Here is an 18031-nt window from a genome sequence, read left to right as displayed (position 1 = left end):
AGCAAAAGCTAAGATCTTGAAATCGCTTTCTCTCCCACAAGGGAGAGATAATCGGCATCAGCTTTTAGATCTTCTTACAGCTTTAGCAGGCTGCTACTCAGGGAGGGGCTTTAAATGGGGCGATTATCGTGAGCAAAACTTTCACCGAGGTCTTTTACGACGCACCTGACAAGTTGACGCTTTATGCCCGGGTCTATCAACCGGCCTCCGAAACCGAAAATCTCCCGCTCATTTGTTTACCCGGTCTGACGCGCAACAGCCGCGATTTTCACGAATTGGCGTTGATACTTGCCAATCACCCGGCGACACCGCGCAAGGTCGTGACTTTCGATTATCGCGGTCGCGGGCAATCAGCCTACGACCATGAGTGGCAAAACTACAATATCCGCGTTGAAGCCGGCGATATTCTTGCCGGACTGAAAGCGCTCAATATAGATCAAGCGATTTTTCTTGGTACATCGCGTGGAGGCTTCATCATTCACGTGCTTGCTGCTGTGGCGCCGCAAGTCTTGAAGGGTGTCATTTTCAACGATATCGGACCTGAAATTGTGTCTGATGGCCTGCGGCAGATCAGCGATTACCTATCCAAATCCAAGAATCCCGCCGATTGGCAGCATGCAACAGCGCTGCAAAAAGCAGTTCATGGCAAGGCTTTTCCCGCGCTTGGCGACGCCGACTGGGACCGTTTCGCCCGAGCCATCTATCGCGACGACAATGGAAAAATCCGTTCGGACTATGATCCCAACCTATTGAAAACACTGGAAGGAATTGACTTCAGCGTCAAACTTCCCGATCTCTGGGCGCAGTTTGAACTCATGAAAGACTTGCCATTGCTGGTAATCCGGGGGGAGAACACGACACTTCTGGCACAGGAAACCGTTGATGATATGATGCGCCGTCACCCGGCTTTGCAGTTCATCAATGTTGGCGGACAGGGCCATGCGCCATTTCTGGAAACGGGGCAACTGCCTCAATTGATTGCTGCGTTTTTGGCCGGTGTGGATCTGCGTGCTGATTGAACCAAACAGCATCATGTATTGTGCATGTTTACAGTTTCTTGTTACGAAGTGGCATTCGCGCTGTGCGTGGTTCGCCCTTCAACTAGCTCAGGAGGGCTCACCATGAGAAAGGTTGGCTCTCGGCAGTACCATTCTGCAATCAGCGAAACATCCTCATGGTGAGCTTGTCGAACCACGCAAGGTTTTTTTTGCCGCTTTTTCAGGCGTCTTTTTCACCAAAGCAGCCGCCTGTTTGACCCAATTTTCACGCAGTGCCCTACCCGCAAAGCCGATTTCCGTACTGACCCAATCAGCCTGTTCGACAGTCCATGCGGCGATCTGGTCATAATGGAAAATACCAAGGGCGAAAAGTTTGGCTTCGATGCTGGCACCAATTCCGTCAATCTCACTCAGTTTGTCAGGTTTGCCACGACGCGCGCTCTTAAGAAGAGTCGGGCGATGATCATCATTCTGATTGGGGTGGCGCGTTATAACCTTGGGCTCTGCCTTCCGCGGCGATTTTTGCGCTGTCTTGACCGGTCTCGGGGGAACCGGCTCTGCCGGAGGTATCATCGAGGCAGCCTCAATAGCTGATTTTTTTACATCATCATTGACCGCCACCAGAGTGGATTGAGATGCAAGCCGCGCATCGGCAGCGCGGGTGGAGCTTTCGGCGACTGAGGGTTTTCGCGGCGACAACCTCCTGAAAACATTACCTAAAACCGCGCCAACAACAAAAGCTGCGGCGATAAGGAATAATGATTGAAGGATAAAACTCATCATCGCCGACTATCTCCTGCCCTCAAGCCTGCTCAACTTATTTCACCCTCATGAGTGGACCAGCCGACATAGAATCCCACGAGAACAGCGACAAGCAGGAAGAACCAGAGCTGCGAAATCATGTACCACATTTACAAAACCCCCTCGCCCCGGATTCAGTTGTCAGCCACCTTGACCGACGGGTGGGACCAATTTGATCTCATTTAAAGCCGCATCCCCCGGAAGCGGTTTTTTCAACGCATCATTTATAGCAGCATAATCGGCAGAACTGGCCGGAGTGCCTCTGATCGTATAGGTTTTTCCCGAGATTTCCACTTCACCATTGATCAATTGTGCAGCCTGTCCCAAGGCAAATTGCACAAGTTCAAAGAACGCTGGCGGAGCGCCCCGCGCCACGGCCATCTCATCAAGAATCTCAATACCGGGCATGGCAAGTTCTGCTGCGCTGAGGATTTTTGCCCTTGTATCTCCATAAGGAACATTGCCCGAAAGCAGAATTCCATCATCCGATTTGGTGATGACAAAGGAAAAAGGCTCGGCCAGAGACAAAAGGGTCGTCTGATTATCGACAATTCGGACACCGGGAATCTCATTGGTGATCTTTATGGCGTCGGCCAGAGCTTCCTCCGATGGTGCCACACCTTTCAAGATAAGATCGCGGCCATCCACTTCGGCACTGGCCCAGTCATTTTGCGCTGAAAGTGCTGTGTTGGCAGCTTCTGTTATGCGGGCGTCAATCGGGCCTGCAAGAAACCATCCAGCCAGAACAGTCAGAAGCGCGACGGTAATAATACCTGGCCAAAACCAGTTCTTCAGGGCGCGCATTTCAAACCTTGTCCTTTATCCAGCACATTGAACCAATGTTCTGCCTGATGTGGACAGCGATATCAACATGCAGAGCCCAGAGAATCAGGACCTGCAAACAAAGAAAAACCCGACAGCTTGCGCTGCCGGGTTTCAATCAACCAATCCAGTGAAGGATTAGAAGTTACGCTGGAAACGTACGATACCTGTGAAAGCGTCGTCGCCTGAACCACGGCTTTCGTCAAACGAAGCGTAGTTTACTTCTGGAGTGATTACGAAGCCTGGTACGATTTCGTAGTTCACGTTCAAAGCAGCAGCGAATGTGCCAGCTTCTTCGTAAGCAACCTGTGCATTGACAGTTGCCTTCTCGGAAACCTTAGCAGACAGACCGCCCCAGATTGCGTAGTCGCCGTTCCACGAACCGTAGTAGTTACCGCCTTCGGAAACTACATCCAGATCGTCTTCGTTAGACTGGTAACCACCCATTACGAAAGCGGATACTGTGTCTGTGAACTTAACGTCCAAACGAACCTTACCAGCGAATTCTTCAACAACTGAGTCGTAAGCTGCAACAGCGGAGATACCGCCCCAAGCCTGCTCAAACTTCACACCAGCAACAACGTGTGGCATGTAGTCTTCGATCAGGTGAGAAGAGTCACCCTGTTCCAAACCGACCATTGCAGAGAAACCATTGCCACCAGCAAAGGTGTAGCTGATCTGGTTTGTACGGCCGCCAGCATAAGCAATAACGTCATCGGAGATTACGTTACCAGCTGAACCGGTCCATGTATCATACTGCGAGTCGGAAACACCAACGCGGAAACCACCGAGTTCGATGTAAGCGTGTGAAATGTAGCCACCGTTGCTGTAGTAAGAACCGATGTCTTCGTTGTCACGGCCGCCGTATGCCTTGTGATCGAAACGTGTTTCGATGAACGAACGCAATGTGCCGAGTTCAGTTTCGCTACGAGCGTCGAAACGGACAGTAGCACGTGCCTGCTTTGCCCATGTGTCCAGCTCAACGCCGTTGTATGGATCGTCGCCAGCAACTGCGTCGTAACGAACGTAACCGCTGATCTTCAAGCAGGTTTCGGTGCCTGGGATGTAGAAGAAGCCAGCGCCGTATGTGTCGCAAACGCGAACATATTCGACAGGCTCTGGTTCAGCGACAACAACTGCGTCTGCAGCGCGTGCGCCTGATACTGCAACGAGGGCTGCAGCGGAGCCGAGAAGTAGGCTCTTAATGTTCATTTCTGACCTCCAGTCAAAGTTAAAAATGGGTCTGGGCATTCCAATTTGGCTGAAGGACAACCTGTCCCCATCCCCTAAGTGCAAGAAGAAATGCTGTAACGCCCTTCCTCTCGACAGACCATACTCGCCAGCGCTCGCGTTTCAACCACGAATGTCCATCGGCGGGCCTTGTGCAGGCTCTATGACCGGGGGCTGTTGCACAAAAGCCACGAAATCGCCGTTCCATCTTCAATATCTTTACCACTCATTAATATAGGTAACCCGAATTTTAATAAATTCCGCATGTTCCTGCCGGTATTGGAACGGCATTTGAACACGGAATCAGCCATTACTGCGCCCTGCAAGGCGAGTCACTGAATCGAATCAAGCCTTTAACCGGCAAATCCGCCGGTCGCCACTTGAGGGCTGCGAATCATTCTTTGAGGCGTCTGTGCGTTGCCATGCGTTCATTTGATGGTCCCCACATGACATATGTTTACCTCGTTGCTGCCATAATTTTTGAAGTCATCGCCACATCCGCGCTCAAGCAGGCTGAGGGCTTTACGCGCCTATTGCCTTCGCTTGTATGCATCTTCGGCTATGGCGCCGCATTCTATCTGCTTTCAATCCCGATCAGAACCATTCCGGTCGGCGTGGTCTATGCCATCTGGTCCGGCGCCGGCATCGTCCTTATAGCGGCTGTTGGCTGGTTCTGGTTTCGGCAAACCCTGGATCTTGCCGCGATCATTGGCCTGGCACTCATTATAGCCGGTGTTCTCGTGGTTAATCTGTTTTCGAATTCGGTTGGCCACTAAACCCAGCAAAGACGGGTTTTCGCGCGTCCCCTCCAGCGAATCTTGACTGGAGGTCAGAAATGAACATTAAGAGCCTACTTCTCGGCTCCGCTGCAGCCCTCGTTGCAGTATCAGGCGCACGCGCTGCAGACGCAGTTGTTGTCGCTGAACCAGAGCCTGTCGAATATGTTCGCGTTTGCGACACATACGGCGCTGGCTTCTTCTACATCCCAGGCACCGAAACCTGCTTGAAGGTCGATGGTTATGTTCGCGTCGATGTAAAGGGTGGCGATCTCTGGGGGCGCAACACCGACAAGAATCCCGACATTGACACTTACAAGTTCCGTTCGCGCGGCGTTGTACGTTTTGATGCCCGTTCGGAAACCGAGCTTGGTACACTCAAGTCGTATATCGCAACCGAATTCACAGTAGATGAAGGCGCCGACAAAGCAGCAGCACTTCCTCACGCCTATATCGAACTTGGTGGCTTCCGCATCGGTGTAACCGATACAACATTTGGTAGCTGGACAGATGGTGGAAACGTCATCAACGACGACATGGTTGATTATGACGGCGATAAGACTAATCAGGTCAGCTACACCTTCGCTGGCGGCAACGGCTTCTCGGCTATCATCGGTCTGGAACAAGGTGACAAGGATCACCTGATCAACGATTACCTGCCACACGTTGTTGCTGGTGCAAAGTTCGAACAGGCCTGGGGTTCAGTTTCCGGCGTTATTGGCTATGATTCCGTTGTTGAAGAATTCGCTGGCAAGGTTCGTTTGGACATCAAGGCGACTGATCAGCTATCCTTCTTCGTCATGGGCGGCTATCAGTCTGACGTAAAAGCCAATGATTACTACGGTGCGTGGACCGGCGATTATGCAATCTGGGGCGGTGTAACTGCCAAGGTTTCCGACAACGCAAAAGTTAATGCCCAGGTTGCCTATGATGAAGCAGACATTATCGCAGCATCTTTGAATGTTGCATATGAGCTGGTTCCTGGCTTCGTTGTTACTCCAGAGATCGACTATAAAGATGCCAAGGGCTCTGATGATGCGTTCGGCGGTGTGATCCGCTTCCAGCGCAACTTCTAATCCTTCGATTATCTTCTACCAACGCCGGGTTTTCCCGGCGTTGGCTTTTCCTCTCAAAATATAAACCAACAAGCCATTTTCAGCGCTCGCAATTTTGAATGGTGCAAGAACCCTGCTCAGAGCCATTGTGGTTTGGGGTCTGCACCAGCGACGCACAGACATTAAGCGAAGAAAGGATTCCAGACCGGCCATAGGCCGAGGAGATGAGAAATGGTTGGACAGAGACCTCAAGGGTTGAAACTTGATACGGCCGGTTATGGCTTTATCAAACGAAAGTCTATTAGCCTAAAGAGGCACGGCTACACGGATTGCGCTTTTCACGAAGACCGCTACAACTCGGCATATATTTCCCGGTTTAGTGTTTTATTGACCAGAGCGCGATTTTCATGACGATTTCAGCAGCCGCTATTGCCCCGCCTTCTTGTGACTCCGCGTTTGGATCTGCATTTTCCGTCCGCTTTGACTATGATCTCAACTATTCGGCAGCCGATAATGGCACCCGGAAGCTGGTCAGGGAACATTCGTTGAGTGATTTGACTGCGCAATATATCAGCATCCTTTGGGATGAAGGCTCGCACAAAACCAATGTGCGTTCGTTCCTCGGGGAGATGAGTGAAATATTGAGCGGCCAGCGTTTCAGCGTTTTTACGCAAGAAATGCTTGATTCTGTGATCGGAACCCTGCGCGAACGTGGCAATAGCAATGCGACCATCAATCGAAAGATGGCCGCATTAAGCAAACTGCTCAGGAAAGCGTCAAAAATGGGCGACATCTATAATCTGCCGGAATTCCGGCGGCAAAAAGAACGGCAGGGCCGAATCCGCTTCCTCGAAACCGATGAGGAATCGCGGCTATTCTCCGCTGTAAGGTTGCGTTGCGAAGACAGCTACCGGTTGAGCATATTCCTTGTTGATACCGGGTGCCGGCTCGGCGAGGCTATCGGCCTTTCATGGAATGATTTGCAGGATGCCCGTTCGACATTCTGGCTAACCAAATCAGGGCGCAGCCGCACGGTTCCCCTTACCGCTCGCGCACAAGAAACCGTCCATATCCCGCATGGCAGACTAAAGGGCCCTTTCGCCATGCTCAATCAAGTGCGGTTTCGGGCAATCTGGAATGAGGCAAAGGCAGAAGTCGGGCTTGGCAGTGACGATCAGATTGTTCCGCATATTTTACGCCACACCTGCGCATCGCGTCTTGTGCGCGGCGGTATTGATATCCGGCGTGTGCAGATTTGGCTCGGCCATCAAACCTTGTCGATGACCATGCGCTACGCGCATCTGGCAACCAATGATCTGGATTCCTGTGTGGCTGTGCTGGAACGTGGATAGGGGTTCGCTGTGCGGTTATCGAATTATATTGAGGACTATTCCTATTCATACGGATTCTATCTTGGGGCCCGGGGTTCAATCCGGAAAAATTGTCGAAAGCCTCGGTTCGATCATCGGATGCAGCGATTGCCATTGATATATGCCGGTCCAGCTGATTTCATCAATGCTGGACCGGGCAGAACCGTTTTGGTTGGTGTTTGGAAGACTTCCCGATGCTGACCCGCTTTTATCAAACCTGAGTTTGCGGCGCCCCAAGGGGAGATTGGTGAACGACGATTCGCGCGTGATACGGCACACGGTCATATAGATCGATCACATCCTGATTGATCAGGCGCACGCAACCGGACGACGTCGCCTTGCCAATCGAGCGCCATTGCGGTGATCCGTGAAGACGATAAAGCGTGTCCTGCCCGTTCTGGAATATATAAAGTGCGCGCGCACCGAGTGGATTTTTGACTCCCGGCTCCATTCCGCCATTTTCGACGGAGTATTTTGCGAGCTCCGGCTGTCTTGCAATCATGTCTGCCGGCGGCTTCCAACGTGGCCAATGCTGCCGCCAATGAACAATCCCCTCACCTTGCCAGGCAAAACCATCGCGGCCGATACCAACACCATAGCGCATTGCTGTTCCGCCCGGTTCCACCAGATAAAGGAAGCGCCCGACCGTATCGACAACAACCGTCCCTGCGGGCTCGCCGGTGGGGTCTGTCACACGCTGACGATAATATTTCGGATCCATCTGCTGAAAGGGTATCGCAGGAATTGAATGTCCCCCATCTTGAAGTGCGGCATATCGCAGTTCAAGTTCCGATGGGGAAGCTAATCCTGTCGGCAAGGATTGCTTTACGGGACGCGGCTTTGGCGGCGCGATTTCGGCATGCTGCGTTGTCGCTGTCGTTGTGCATCCGCCAAGAGCAGCGCTCGCGGCCATGGAACCGAAAACAAAAGTGCGGCGGGATAATTGAATGGATCTGGTCATGTTCCAACACGTTCACGGGATGAGATTCGAACGCTAAATAGTTGCGTTGCGGCCATCATGTCTAAACATATAGATGTGATCGGGACCATGCCCCAAGTCATGCTAGAGCAAGTTTTGCCCATCGAATTGTTCTGCCGGAGGGATTGGCCGGCAAGGTCGAGGGATTTAGTCAGGAACCGACGAAGGAGTGACGGCGTGGTTGCCAGCCTGTTTGGTTGGCAAAAGCTGCCGCATGGTCAAGGTTACAGCAGCATTTTGAGGACTATACGGTTTCATTCGGAAGCCGAAGTTGCTTTTCAACTTGTGGTGGAACTGCGCCAGGTCGCCGCCGTCCATTATTGCATTCCACCATAGTTGTTTGCGTGTAAAGCGTGTTTGCTTGCGCAATTCCGGACGGAAAACCGCTTCGCACTTTTCCTGGAATTGACCTTTGTCTACGCAATTCCGGACGGAAAACCGCTTCGCACTTTTCCTGGAATTGCTTTAGATCGGCTTGAATTCCGGGTCAATTTCCAATGCCTTTTTGGTCCAGATATCGCCATAGTCGACATTCTGCCAATCTTTGAACCATGGACCGCCATTGGTAAAATGCACGGCATGCGGATATCCGCTTGCTGGCTTCTCGTTCCAGCCTTCCAACCAGTTCCACTCTGTCGGGATTTCACCGATTTCGTCGTCCTGCGCCCATTGCATCCTGTGCAAATATGCGCCGCTTTCGCGATTGATCAATTCGGGTGTCAACTGGCGCGTCGAAGGATGTTCGCAATTGAACAGCATGAAGGATGACCAGTTTTTGCGTGGGTAGGTGGTCTGCACCTTGCCGTCCATCTTGACCCCGGCCTTCGGTTGATAGTCATGCTTGACGCAGGCTACAGCCTTGCTCTCGTCGCGATACTGCAAAAGCTCTGCCACATCGGAGAAGAACAGAAAATCGCAATCGCAAAACAAAGCCCAGCCCTTATAACCGGCGAGATAGGGCGTAAAAAAGCGCGAATAGGTGAATTCCGTTGAAGCGAGCGGGTCGACATCGCGCGTATAAGCGCCCTTATCAACGAGATCCTGCAACACGATCGGGTGTACATTCACCGGGATCGATGCGTTTTTCAGGATGGTGGATTTTGCTACCTCATATGCTATGGGCTCGCGGGAATCCCAGCCTATGTAGATATCAAGTGACCTATCCATGATGCTTCCTTTGCATGTTTGGTTTTAGTGCCATGCTGCGTTTGGCGAGAAAATTGTTTATATGACCGAAATAGTCAAGTCATGGTGTAGTTCGCGCAACATGCAACTGTGAGTATGTTTTTTTCATGCCATGAACCCAACCGGCGGCTTCCGGGCATGAATGAAACCTGTTTTGAGGAACGCATGAAAAATCTGGCTGGTCACATTCTGATTCTAACCGGGCCTCCGGGTTCCGGGAAAAGCACTGCCGCAGAGCTGCTTGTAACCGCATCCGGCATTCCGGCCGTTCATCTGCATTCAGATGACTTCTGGCACTATATAAAAAGCGGCTTGATCCAGCCCTACCTGCCAGAGGCACATGCGCAAAACGAGACTGTCATCAAGGTCCTGGCGGGCGTGGCTGAGGATTATGCCGAAGGCGGCTTCTTCGTCGTTGTAGACGGCATCATCGGCCCCTGGTTCCTGCAACCATTTCGCAAGGTCACTGCACCGCTCCACTATATTGTTTTGCGGCCTCTTCTGGATGAGGCGATCGAGCGATGCCGGGTGCGGGGCGGCAATACGCTGACCGACCCCGGGCCGATCAGCGCTTTGCATCAGCAATTTTCATCGCTGGGTGATCTCGAAAACCACGCTATCGATATGGCCGGGCTGAACCGCGCCCAGACGCTGGAAGCTATCAAAGCAGCGCTTCTCGATAGTAGATATTATTTGGAGTCCAGCTTGGTCAAAACTTCATAAGCAGCATTGATACGCTCTTCGTTCGGGTAATATTTGTTCGCCAGAATGACAATGCCGATCTTCTTTTCGGGCACGAATGCGACATAGGCACCAAAACCATTGGTTGAACCAGTTTTGTTGATCCACACATCAGAACGCGGTTCCGTGGGTGGATTGATCTGTTCAACAGGCACCGGCTTTGAAGAAATTTCTCGCGAATTACCCAGTCGCAAAGCACTTAACGAAACAGGATAGCTATATTGTTCCCATAATAAATCCTGGGTCATTGCTCCAACCTTGAAATAGCCCTTATGCGTATCCGCAATCGCCTGCTGCAGCTTGCTCTCCAGCTTGACCATGTTCATATTTGCTTGCATGAAACGGACCATGTCTGGCGCAGTCGTCTTCACCCCATAGGCTTCCGAGGACAGAACAGCCTTGTTTACGCGGGCAGGCTTGTCTTTGCTCGTATAGCCTTGCGCGTAATCTTTCATTTTGCTTTTCGGCACGTCAATATAGGTGCTGGCGAGACCGAGCCCCGGGAATAAAGTGCCTTCCATGAGAGAGGTGAAATCCTTGTTCATCGCTTTGGCAGTGATCACGCCGAGCATCCCGATGCTTGGATTCGCATAGGTCCGGGTTGTGCCAAGCTTATAGGCAGGCTTCCAGTTCTTCAGATAAGTTATCATCTGATCGTCATTCTTGACGTTATCCGGCACCTGCAAGGGAAAGCCCCCTGGCGTATGCGTACCCAGATGGAGCAGCGGAATCTTGCCAAATTCGGTGCCTCTAAACGCAGGAAGATAGTTGCTGGCGGGGTCGGACAGCGAAATCTGGCCATTGGCTTGCGCATAGGTTGCGAGGGTCACGACGAATGTTTTGCTGATTGATCCGATCTCGAAAATCGTCGAAGGCGTGACCGCTTTTCCTGTATCTTTTGAAGCAACGCCATATTCAAATATATAGGACTTTCCGTCAGCAACGACGCCGACAGCCATGCCTGGTATAGCATTCTTATCCATAACGGGACGGATTGCGGCGTCTACGAGAGATTTAATCCTGTTCGCATCATCGGCCGCATGGCTAAGCGTAGCCGAAACGCCCGTGATCAAGAGAGAGCCCGCCAAAGCTGTGGCAATTTTCCGTTTCATAATGCAAATTCCTTGTGCCGTGATCGCTACCAGGCAAATCTCTATTGGCACTGTAATCTGAAAACAAACGATGATATCTGGTATCTGACATAAGAAAAACTAGGTCAGATATGGTTCGTCCCTTTCTTCCCCTGAATGGTCTTCGGGCCTTTGAAGCCTCTGCAAGGCATCTGAGCTTCACACGAGCAGCAATCGAACTTTACGTGACGCAGGCTGCTGTCAGCCAGCAGGTGAAAAGCCTTGAAACGCGGCTTGGCGTACAGCTTTTTCAACGTCTTCCGCGTGGACTAAAAATCACTGCCGAGGGAGAAGCGCTCCTGCCCGTTGTAACGGGGTCCTTTGACCAGTTGGCCAATACGCTTGAGCGCATAGAGGGCGGCCATGTGCGCGAGCTGCTTTTTCTTGGCGCTGTCGGAACATTTGCCGTGGGGTGGCTGCTGCCTCGATTGCCGGATTTCCAGCGGCAATTTCCCTTTGTCGATGTGCGGATATCAACCAATAATAATCGCGTCGACACCGCCGCAGAAGGGCTCGATTTTGCCATTAGATTTGGCGACGGCTCGTGGCATGGAACAGAGGCAATTCGCCTTTTTGAGGCGCCGCTATCGCCGCTTTGCATTCCGGAGCTGGCGGAGAAACTGCAGGAGCCGGGAGATATCGCCACTCAGCCCCTGCTGCGAAGCTACCGCAAGGATGAATGGAGCCGATGGTTTGAGGCGGCTGGGGTGGCTGCCTCGCCGCAACTCAGCAAAGGGATCGTATTTGATTCCTCGCTCGCCATGATGGAGGCCGCGCTCCAAGGGATCGGCATTGCGTTGGCTCCCCCCTTAATGTTTTCGCGGCAACTTTCATCCGGCGCAATCAAGCAACCTTTCCAGACTTCGATTTCACTCGGAAGCTATTGGCTGACGCGGCTGCAATCGCGCCTCCCTACCCCGGCCATGGAAGCATTTTCAGGGTGGATTACGGCGCAGGTTTGAGGGCAGCGTCGGGCACTGAATGGCCGGAACTGCGCTAGTGCGGGCTGCTTGAACCATAACCTGCTGAAACGGCCAAAAGCAGGGGCAAACCACCACCCGCCTTGGTCGCAAGTATTAGATATGGCGAAACATGTAGGTGGTCGCGTGTTTCGCCTTTCCGTCCGGATTCCACGCAAAGTCCGGGATTATACCTGCAACCTTAAAACCAGTGGAGGCATAAAGGGGTTCAGCGACATCGCCGGTTCGTGTGTCCAGCGTGACAAGCGTTTTTCCAAGCTCACGAGCCCTGCTCAAGGCATGGTTCATAAGAGTTCGGCCAATACCAAGCCGGCGAGCTTGCGGGTGGACGATCATCTTGGCAATCTCACATCGATGGGGCTGATTATCAGGCATGGCGGTGAGAAGTTGCACGGTGCCAAGAAGATTTCCCGCACGTTCTGCACCAAAGAGGATTCTTCGTCCGGCGACGACTTCGGGTTGGACATTTTTGGACCAGAACAGGCTCGCATCCTCGACGGACAGCGGAGCCATGAAGCTGACCGCTGCGCCTTGCCCCACGGTCAGGGCGAGAATTTGTGAGAGGTCTTCTAACCTTTCCTCGATCGCGCGAGCATCAAGTTCGATAATCTGGACTTCCATTCCGAGGCTCCTTAAGCCATAGCGATAATATAATGGGCGGGTTGATCGCCGGTCGCGAAAGACGATCCGCCGCGCAATTGATAGCGAAGACAATCGCCCTTGCTCAGATCATACCGAACGTCATCGACGATCAGCGTGAGCGAACCAGCCAAGACGACAAGATGATGTTCATGGCCCGGAAAAGCCGGGCTGTCATAGACAATGTGCTGATTGGGCGCGATTTCGCACTCGATCATTTCCAGCTTCAGCCGCCCGCTTGGAGGCGAGAGGGTGCGGCGGGAGAACCCGTTTTCGCGGTCCAGCCAAATACTTTGATCAGCACGGCGCAGTAGCGGAACGTAATCCGGCTCGAGCGGCGTCAAGAGTTGTGATAGTGGCAGCGCGAAGGCGGAAGCCAAGCGGCCAAGCGTCTCCGCCGTCGGACTGACCTCGCCCTTCTCGATCCTCGATAGAGTGGCCCGGCTGACACCGCTGCTCAACGCCAGATCCTGCAATGTCAGGCCGCGTTTCATCCGCAAACTGCGCAGGTGCTCAGCAAGAGCGTGATTTTGGTCGCGTATGATAATTCCCATATTTGAGATTTAATCTCATTTATGGACAAACGCAAATGCAAAAATGTTGTCTCGTCTGGAAGGACAAAGTCGCTCGGGCGAGTAATATCCATGCCCATAGATTTCTATTGGAACATTCCCGTGTTATGATCCTGGTCCTGGCGTCGTCCGCCGTGGGTTCTGCAGACGGAGACTTGTCTAATGAGCGAAGTGGACGTACTTTTTGCGACCCTGCGACAAGCGGCTGACCCGCAGACGGTCAAATGCATCGAGAACGTTGTCAGACACGGCTCGGATCGCGATCTCAATCGCATCAATGCACTCGCCTTCGCCGATACGTACCATCTTGATCAAGAGAAAACCATTGCAGCGCTTCTCCATGCAGCCCGCATAGGCGCGTTCGAGATGACCTGGAACGTGCTTTGCCCGGGATGCGGCGGCGTCCTTGACAGCGGCGCATCCCTCAAAGGGGTCGTCCACGAGACTTACCATTGTGCGCTCTGTGCGGCCGGATACGAACCCACCCTCGACGAGATGGTCGAGGTCACGTTCACGGTCAGCCCGAGAGTACGCAGGATTGCCGCCCACGATCCTGATCGGCTGCCTCCGCTCGAATATTACCGCCAGATATTCTTCAGCTCCGGGGTTGACCTACCGGAGGACCTCGAAGCGCGGTTCGCACGCATTCAGCTGGAGATGATCGAGCTTGCTCCGGGCGAAAAGGCTTTCGTCTCGCTGCAACTGCCGGCGCAATTCGTGATCATCTTCGATGCGGTGACGCACTCAGCGCAGTTCATCGACGTGAAAGGCGAGCCGACCGACGAACGTCAAACCCTGTCGATGGTCATCAGTCGGGCGCATGCGCTGAACGAAACGATTACCCTCCGTCCTGGCTTGCTGCGGCTCACTCTCGAGAACCATACCGATCGCCGAGTGGTACCGAATGTCTGCATCGCAGGCGATGAACTGCACGATCTTCTGGGCCGCAGGCGACCTTTTCTGACAGCCAAGCGTCTGCTGACAAACCAGAGTTTCCGCGACATATATCGGATCGACACCCTTGATGTCGACCAGCGTCTCAAGATCACCAGCTTGACGTTTCTCTTCACCGACCTGAGGGGTTCGACGGCCCTCTACGAACGCGTTGGAGATCTGGCCGCCTTCGATCTCGTGCGGGGGCATTTCCGGGTTCTTCACGAGATCGTCGCCACGGAGACCGGGGCGGTCGTCAAAACCATAGGAGATGCCGTAATGGCGACCTTTCCAAGCCCGGACCGCGCGGTGGCGGCTGCGCTCAGGATGCGAGAGGCGATGCTTCGGTTAAACACCGAACACGGCAGCGACGATCTACTCCTGAAGATCGGTATTCATGAGGGACCATGCCTCGCAGTCAACCTGAACGACCGGCAGGACTATTTCGGCCAGACCGTCAACATCGCTTCCCGTGTCCAGGGCCTTGCCGATCCCAATGTGATCATGACGACGGAAGCGATTGTCGGGGATGCCCAGGTTTTAGAGATCCTCCGTGAGAGCGGAATCACATCGGCCTCCAGAATGGCGGAGCTTCAGGGTATCGGCAGAGAGGTCAGAATTTTTGCCCTGTCGTGAGCTTCATCCGCTCTTCGGCATCAAATCAATTTGAGCCGTTTAATGGCGGAGAGGAAGGGATTCGAACCCTCGAGACCGTTTAACGGGTCTACTCCCTTAGCAGGGGAGCGCCTTCGACCACTCGGCCACCTCTCCGAGGACGCTGACTAAAGATGAAACCCATTGTTGGCAAGGGTTTTGTTCAAATGCTCCTCAAAAATCGAAATCCTGCGCTGCAACGGGTTTTGAACAGAGCAAATTTGTCTCGTCCCTCGACATCGCCCGATCAGATGAATAGCCTGCACTTCTGGATGGGGGATGGTATGAGATTTTCAGGCAAGATCGTGATGGTGCTGCTGCTGACGGGCATTTGCGCCTGCACCACAACTGGTGCAAGCAAAGGTCAGGTCACCGCCGACGCAAAGGCACTGGTCATAACATCCTACCAGTGCCAGGCATCGCTTGGACGTGAACCCCATTATTCAGCCATTGAAAGCAGCGAAACTGTACTCAAAGCCATTGGCAAGTCATCTGAAGAGGCTGATCAAACCGTGCGCGGCTGGCTTAGAGATGTCATCGCATCACCAAAGCAGCCTGGCGATCTTGATTCGAAAACATGCAAGGACAAGTTGCTCACTCTCGCTGAAAAGGTCCGGATTGGCTATGAATCTCTAAATCGGTTGAAAAAACAGCCGTGATTTTTCGGCTAAAAAATCGGATGTATTTTGTAATTTTACTGCGCGGCACAGGCGATTTTCGCAACTATGCGGAGTGTAAATGAAAGCCGCAAATCTTGAATTGAGAATCAGGAACCAGCGTCCTATCTCCAACATTATAGGGGCTACAGACCTCAATTGGAGAGTGCAGAATGACGACACCTACCGTTCCGCAGGACATCTACCTCCGTCACGAAAGAGAGTGGCAAATGCTGCGTCAGGCTATCGCCGAAAAGAAGCCTTCCGTTGAAGAGAAGCAGCCGATGGAAAATTTGGCTCCCCGGCGTAAGGTCCCATTGAAAGAGCAGCATCAGTAAAATCTGAATCTCATCAAAGTTTAAAAAGCCTCGCGCGGATAACCGTCAGCGGGGCTTTTTGTTGGGCGGGTTTGAGGAACCGGAAATACAGGGCTTATTGCAGAGCAAATAGTGCGTGGAGCAATATCGATGCAGCGGCTCAATTAGACCCCGGCCAGGACCGCATGGCAATATCGACAAGGCGATGGATTTCCTCACGCCCTATGCCACTGGCAGCCTGTACCGCAGTTCCCTGCGACACGGTGAGGATATAGCGGGCCAGATCTTCCGGATTGCTATCGGATGGCAGGTCGCCCTCGCGCTTGGCGCGTTCGAACCGCCTCGTCAACGCTTTCTGGCCAATCTGCCGCCGTTCAATAATTGTTTTTTGAACCGCCTCGGCGGCCTCGCTGCATCCCATGGCAGCATTTATTCCAAGGCAACCACTCGGATTGCAATCACAGGTCTGCGCATTGGCGAAGCCAAACAAGACGTCGCGCGCTACCGAGCGCGCATCAGGTTGCTCCAGCGCTTTCCAGAAGAAGGCCATGTAATTCTGCTCATAGCGCTCAAGCGCCATACGGAAAAGTTCTTCCTTATTGCCAAAGGTCCCATAAAGGCTGGGTTTGGTTATACCCATGCCGTCAGTCAGATCGGTGATCGACGTACCTTCATAACCTTTGCGCCAGAACAGTTCCAAGGCCGTCTGCAGAGCATCGTCCGCATCAAATTCCCTCGGGCGTCCCATGGACAATACTCCCTAAAAGAATTATACCGTTCGGTATAAAATTCCATTGACAGCTACTGTACCGCAGCCTTATATCGCTGTTCTATACCGATCGGTATGGAACGTCAATGAAGAATTCGGTCAACCGGATTCCCGTTCACCATCCTCCCAATGGTGAAAAATTCAAGCAGGATGACCACGATGTCAATCAGCACACTCAAAAGAAATCTCGCCATTGGCGGCCTCGTTCTGGCGCTTGGCGTGGCCGGCGGCACCCAGATATTCGACTTTAGCAAAAGCCATGCGGAAGGCGAGCAGGCGGCCCCTGCGCAGGCGACCCCCGTTTCCGTTGCGATAGTACAGCCCAAACTTGTCAGCCAGTGGAACGAATTTTCAGGCCGTCTTGAAGCGGTTGATCAGGTCGATGTGCGTTCGCGCGTTGCTGGTGCTGTTCAATCCATTCACTTTAAGGAAGGCTCGGTAGTCCAACAAGGCGATCTGCTCGTCAAGATTGACCCGGCTCCCTATGAGGCAGAAGTTGCACGGGCAAAAGCGCAGGTAAGCGCGGCTGAATCGAGACTGGCCTTTGCCAAGAACGAGCTGGAACGCGGCAAACGCCTGATCGATTCCCGCACTGTTTCCCAGAGTGATTACGATCAGCGCCGGAATGTCGAAGCTGGCGCGCTCGCCGACCTTGAAGCTGCGCGGGCAGTGCTCAAGACAGCAACGCTCAATCTCGAATATACGGATATCCGCGCGCCGATCAGCGGCCGTGTTGGACGCATCGAGATTACGCAAGGCAATCTGATTGCCGCAGGACCTGCTGCGCCATTGCTGACGTCTCTGGTCTCGATCAGTCCCATCTATGCAAGCTTCGAAGCCGATGAAAACGTTGTGGCCAATGCCCTTGCCGATCTCCCTGAAGGGTTGAACAACCGCGATTTCGTCGACCGCATTCCTGTTCAGATGGATGTGCAGGGCAAGGCCGATGTTCAAGGCAAGCTCCAGCTCATCAATAACAGTGTCGAAACAAACAGTGGCACGGTCAAAGTGCGCGCCGTTTTCGACAATGCCAATGGTCGCCTCATGCCCGGTCAGTTCGCCAAGGTTCGCATGGGTCAGGCAAATGAACGGCAGGAATTGCTGGTGGATGAGAAAGCTGTCGGCACAGATCAGAACAAGAAGTTCGTGATGGTGGTCAACCCGCAAAATGTCGTTGAGTATCGCGAGATTTCTTTGGGCGGCAAGGCTGACGGCCTTCGGATCGTGACATCCGGCCTGCAGGCGGAAGACAAGGTGGTTGTCAATGGACTGCAGCGCATACGGCCAGGTTCTCTTGTAGCACCTGAAATGGTGGCCATGGGCGCCAATGCATCCAACCAGTTGCAGGCGCAGGCCGAGCAGGCCAACGTCAAACAATAAGATCTGCTGCGCCGTGTGCTTAAATTGAGGCACGGCATGGCAGT

The 18031-nt window shown here is 53.0% G+C and carries 20 protein-coding genes and 1 tRNA gene; 11 read left to right on the top strand and 10 right to left on the bottom strand.

The window, feature by feature from the left end:
• The first annotated feature begins 128 nt into the window (after positions 1–128).
• Positions 129–1019: an alpha/beta fold hydrolase gene (locus tag AC6CHM_RS00285; protein WP_498171538.1), complete on the top strand. Its 891-nt coding sequence runs from the start codon at positions 129–131 to the stop codon at positions 1017–1019.
• A 153-nt stretch (positions 1020–1172) separates the two neighbouring features.
• On the opposite strand, the gene AC6CHM_RS00280 is transcribed toward AC6CHM_RS00285, so the two are convergent.
• The 3 genes from AC6CHM_RS00280 to AC6CHM_RS00270 all read right to left on the bottom strand — a co-directional run bounded on the left by AC6CHM_RS00280 (position 1173) and on the right by AC6CHM_RS00270 (position 3833).
• The gene (locus AC6CHM_RS00280) at positions 1173–1781 is read right to left on the bottom strand and encodes a helix-hairpin-helix domain-containing protein (RefSeq protein ID WP_498171536.1); all 609 of its coding nucleotides are present in this window, start codon (positions 1779–1781) and stop codon (positions 1173–1175) included.
• Between the two features lie 159 nt (positions 1782–1940).
• On the bottom strand, positions 1941–2603 hold the full coding sequence (locus tag AC6CHM_RS00275) for a BON domain-containing protein (protein WP_115051865.1): 663 nt from the start codon (positions 2601–2603) through the stop codon (positions 1941–1943).
• A 156-nt stretch (positions 2604–2759) separates the two neighbouring features.
• Positions 2760–3833 carry a porin gene (locus tag AC6CHM_RS00270; RefSeq protein WP_337353781.1) on the bottom strand — a complete coding sequence of 358 codons (1074 nt, stop codon included), beginning with the start codon at positions 3831–3833 and terminating at the stop codon, positions 2760–2762.
• A 464-nt stretch (positions 3834–4297) separates the two neighbouring features.
• Here AC6CHM_RS00270 and AC6CHM_RS00265 point away from each other — a divergent pair, with 464 nt between their 5' ends.
• From AC6CHM_RS00265 to AC6CHM_RS00255, 3 genes are all read left to right on the top strand, one after another.
• Positions 4298–4627, top strand: coding sequence for a DMT family transporter (locus AC6CHM_RS00265; RefSeq protein WP_115052194.1), 330 nt, complete (start codon positions 4298–4300; stop codon positions 4625–4627).
• Between the two features lie 59 nt (positions 4628–4686).
• Positions 4687–5703 (top strand): porin, encoded by a 1017-nt coding sequence (locus AC6CHM_RS00260; RefSeq protein WP_354344982.1) that lies wholly within the window; start codon positions 4687–4689, stop codon positions 5701–5703.
• Between the two features lie 386 nt (positions 5704–6089).
• A complete protein-coding gene (locus AC6CHM_RS00255) occupies positions 6090–7034 on the top strand; it encodes a tyrosine-type recombinase/integrase (protein WP_307283787.1) in 945 nt (314 codons plus the stop codon).
• Positions 7035–7263: 229 nt separating this feature from the next.
• Here the strand turns inward: AC6CHM_RS00255 and AC6CHM_RS00250 are convergent, their stop codons facing one another.
• Entirely contained in the window at positions 7264–8013 is a 750-nt protein-coding gene (locus AC6CHM_RS00250; protein WP_115051868.1) for a L,D-transpeptidase, read from the bottom strand.
• A gap of 195 nt (positions 8014–8208) precedes the next feature.
• Here AC6CHM_RS00250 and AC6CHM_RS00245 point away from each other — a divergent pair, with 195 nt between their 5' ends.
• On the top strand, positions 8209–8367 hold the full coding sequence (locus AC6CHM_RS00245; RefSeq protein WP_498171534.1) for a hypothetical protein: 159 nt from the start codon (positions 8209–8211) through the stop codon (positions 8365–8367).
• Between the two features lie 129 nt (positions 8368–8496).
• On the opposite strand, the gene AC6CHM_RS00240 is transcribed toward AC6CHM_RS00245, so the two are convergent.
• On the bottom strand, positions 8497–9198 hold the full coding sequence (locus AC6CHM_RS00240) for a glycosyltransferase (protein ID WP_115051869.1): 702 nt from the start codon (positions 9196–9198) through the stop codon (positions 8497–8499).
• Between the two features lie 183 nt (positions 9199–9381).
• Between AC6CHM_RS00240 and AC6CHM_RS00235 the strand changes: the two genes are divergently transcribed.
• Positions 9382–9939: an AAA family ATPase gene (locus tag AC6CHM_RS00235; protein ID WP_498171532.1), complete on the top strand. Its 558-nt coding sequence runs from the start codon at positions 9382–9384 to the stop codon at positions 9937–9939.
• Here AC6CHM_RS00235 and ampC read toward each other — a convergent pair.
• Entirely contained in the window at positions 9906–11069 is a 1164-nt protein-coding gene (gene ampC, locus AC6CHM_RS00230) for a class C beta-lactamase (RefSeq protein ID WP_498171529.1), read from the bottom strand. The two genes, AC6CHM_RS00235 and ampC, sit on opposite strands and share 34 nt — an antisense overlap.
• Before the next feature lie 110 nt (positions 11070–11179).
• On the opposite strand from ampC, the gene AC6CHM_RS00225 reads away from it, so the two are divergent.
• The gene (locus tag AC6CHM_RS00225; protein ID WP_498171528.1) at positions 11180–12049 is read left to right on the top strand and encodes a LysR family transcriptional regulator; all 870 of its coding nucleotides are present in this window, start codon (positions 11180–11182) and stop codon (positions 12047–12049) included.
• 114 nt (positions 12050–12163) lie between these two features.
• Here AC6CHM_RS00225 and AC6CHM_RS00220 read toward each other — a convergent pair whose 3' ends face one another.
• The gene (locus tag AC6CHM_RS00220; protein WP_498171526.1) at positions 12164–12688 is read right to left on the bottom strand and encodes a GNAT family N-acetyltransferase; all 525 of its coding nucleotides are present in this window, start codon (positions 12686–12688) and stop codon (positions 12164–12166) included.
• Between the two features lie 11 nt (positions 12689–12699).
• Positions 12700–13260 carry a helix-turn-helix domain-containing protein gene (locus AC6CHM_RS00215; protein WP_498171523.1) on the bottom strand — a complete coding sequence of 187 codons (561 nt, stop codon included), beginning with the start codon at positions 13258–13260 and terminating at the stop codon, positions 12700–12702.
• A 180-nt stretch (positions 13261–13440) separates the two neighbouring features.
• Here AC6CHM_RS00215 and AC6CHM_RS00210 point away from each other — a divergent pair, with 180 nt between their 5' ends.
• Positions 13441–14847, top strand: coding sequence for an adenylate/guanylate cyclase domain-containing protein (locus tag AC6CHM_RS00210; RefSeq protein WP_498171520.1), 1407 nt, complete (start codon positions 13441–13443; stop codon positions 14845–14847).
• Between the two features lie 43 nt (positions 14848–14890).
• On the opposite strand, the gene AC6CHM_RS00205 is transcribed toward AC6CHM_RS00210, so the two are convergent.
• Positions 14891–14982, bottom strand: a tRNA-Ser gene (locus AC6CHM_RS00205).
• Positions 14983–14999: 17 nt separating this feature from the next.
• Between AC6CHM_RS00205 and AC6CHM_RS00200 the strand changes: the two genes are divergently transcribed.
• Together AC6CHM_RS00200 and AC6CHM_RS00195 are read left to right on the top strand one after the other, a co-directional pair.
• Entirely contained in the window at positions 15000–15524 is a 525-nt protein-coding gene (locus AC6CHM_RS00200; protein ID WP_337353776.1) for a hypothetical protein, read from the top strand.
• A 170-nt stretch (positions 15525–15694) separates the two neighbouring features.
• Complete coding sequence (locus AC6CHM_RS00195; RefSeq protein WP_162802421.1) at positions 15695–15859, top strand: hypothetical protein; 165 nt, start codon at positions 15695–15697, stop codon at positions 15857–15859.
• Positions 15860–15998: 139 nt separating this feature from the next.
• Here AC6CHM_RS00195 and AC6CHM_RS00190 read toward each other — a convergent pair whose 3' ends face one another.
• Positions 15999–16586 (bottom strand): TetR/AcrR family transcriptional regulator, encoded by a 588-nt coding sequence (locus tag AC6CHM_RS00190; RefSeq protein ID WP_115051894.1) that lies wholly within the window; start codon positions 16584–16586, stop codon positions 15999–16001.
• 180 nt (positions 16587–16766) lie between these two features.
• Between AC6CHM_RS00190 and AC6CHM_RS00185 the strand changes: the two genes are divergently transcribed.
• Complete coding sequence (locus AC6CHM_RS00185; protein ID WP_307283750.1) at positions 16767–17987, top strand: efflux RND transporter periplasmic adaptor subunit; 1221 nt, start codon at positions 16767–16769, stop codon at positions 17985–17987.
• The last annotated feature ends 44 nt before the right edge of the window (positions 17988–18031 follow it).

The sequence above is a fragment of the Phyllobacterium sp. GQ127 genome (assembly GCF_059758635.1).
Note: the sequence above shows the minus strand (reverse complement) of the source record. Positions and strands in the feature narration are given on the sequence as shown.

What these genes read in the sequence shown, in the direction of transcription:
- AC6CHM_RS00280 (WP_498171536.1), bottom strand. Translation starts at nt 1,781, where the DNA reads ATGATGAGTTTTATCCTTCAATCATTATTCCTTATCGCCGCAGCTTTT.
- AC6CHM_RS00275 (WP_115051865.1), bottom strand. Translation starts at nt 2,603, where the DNA reads ATGCGCGCCCTGAAGAACTGGTTTTGGCCAGGTATTATTACCGTCGCG.
- AC6CHM_RS00270 (WP_337353781.1), bottom strand. Translation starts at nt 3,833, where the DNA reads ATGAACATTAAGAGCCTACTTCTCGGCTCCGCTGCAGCCCTCGTTGCA.
- AC6CHM_RS00265 (WP_115052194.1), top strand. Translation starts at nt 4,298, where the DNA reads ATGACATATGTTTACCTCGTTGCTGCCATAATTTTTGAAGTCATCGCC.
- AC6CHM_RS00260 (WP_354344982.1), top strand. Translation starts at nt 4,687, where the DNA reads ATGAACATTAAGAGCCTACTTCTCGGCTCCGCTGCAGCCCTCGTTGCA.
- AC6CHM_RS00255 (WP_307283787.1), top strand. Translation starts at nt 6,090, where the DNA reads ATGACGATTTCAGCAGCCGCTATTGCCCCGCCTTCTTGTGACTCCGCG.
- AC6CHM_RS00250 (WP_115051868.1), bottom strand. Translation starts at nt 8,013, where the DNA reads ATGACCAGATCCATTCAATTATCCCGCCGCACTTTTGTTTTCGGTTCC.
- AC6CHM_RS00240 (WP_115051869.1), bottom strand. Translation starts at nt 9,198, where the DNA reads ATGGATAGGTCACTTGATATCTACATAGGCTGGGATTCCCGCGAGCCC.
- AC6CHM_RS00235 (WP_498171532.1), top strand. Translation starts at nt 9,382, where the DNA reads ATGAAAAATCTGGCTGGTCACATTCTGATTCTAACCGGGCCTCCGGGT.
- ampC (WP_498171529.1), bottom strand. Translation starts at nt 11,069, where the DNA reads ATGAAACGGAAAATTGCCACAGCTTTGGCGGGCTCTCTCTTGATCACG.
- AC6CHM_RS00225 (WP_498171528.1), top strand. Translation starts at nt 11,180, where the DNA reads ATGGTTCGTCCCTTTCTTCCCCTGAATGGTCTTCGGGCCTTTGAAGCC.
- AC6CHM_RS00220 (WP_498171526.1), bottom strand. Translation starts at nt 12,688, where the DNA reads ATGGAAGTCCAGATTATCGAACTTGATGCTCGCGCGATCGAGGAAAGG.
- AC6CHM_RS00215 (WP_498171523.1), bottom strand. Translation starts at nt 13,260, where the DNA reads ATGGGAATTATCATACGCGACCAAAATCACGCTCTTGCTGAGCACCTG.
- AC6CHM_RS00210 (WP_498171520.1), top strand. Translation starts at nt 13,441, where the DNA reads ATGAGCGAAGTGGACGTACTTTTTGCGACCCTGCGACAAGCGGCTGAC.
- AC6CHM_RS00200 (WP_337353776.1), top strand. Translation starts at nt 15,000, where the DNA reads ATGAAACCCATTGTTGGCAAGGGTTTTGTTCAAATGCTCCTCAAAAAT.
- AC6CHM_RS00195 (WP_162802421.1), top strand. Translation starts at nt 15,695, where the DNA reads ATGACGACACCTACCGTTCCGCAGGACATCTACCTCCGTCACGAAAGA.
- AC6CHM_RS00190 (WP_115051894.1), bottom strand. Translation starts at nt 16,586, where the DNA reads ATGGGACGCCCGAGGGAATTTGATGCGGACGATGCTCTGCAGACGGCC.
- AC6CHM_RS00185 (WP_307283750.1), top strand. Translation starts at nt 16,767, where the DNA reads ATGTCAATCAGCACACTCAAAAGAAATCTCGCCATTGGCGGCCTCGTT.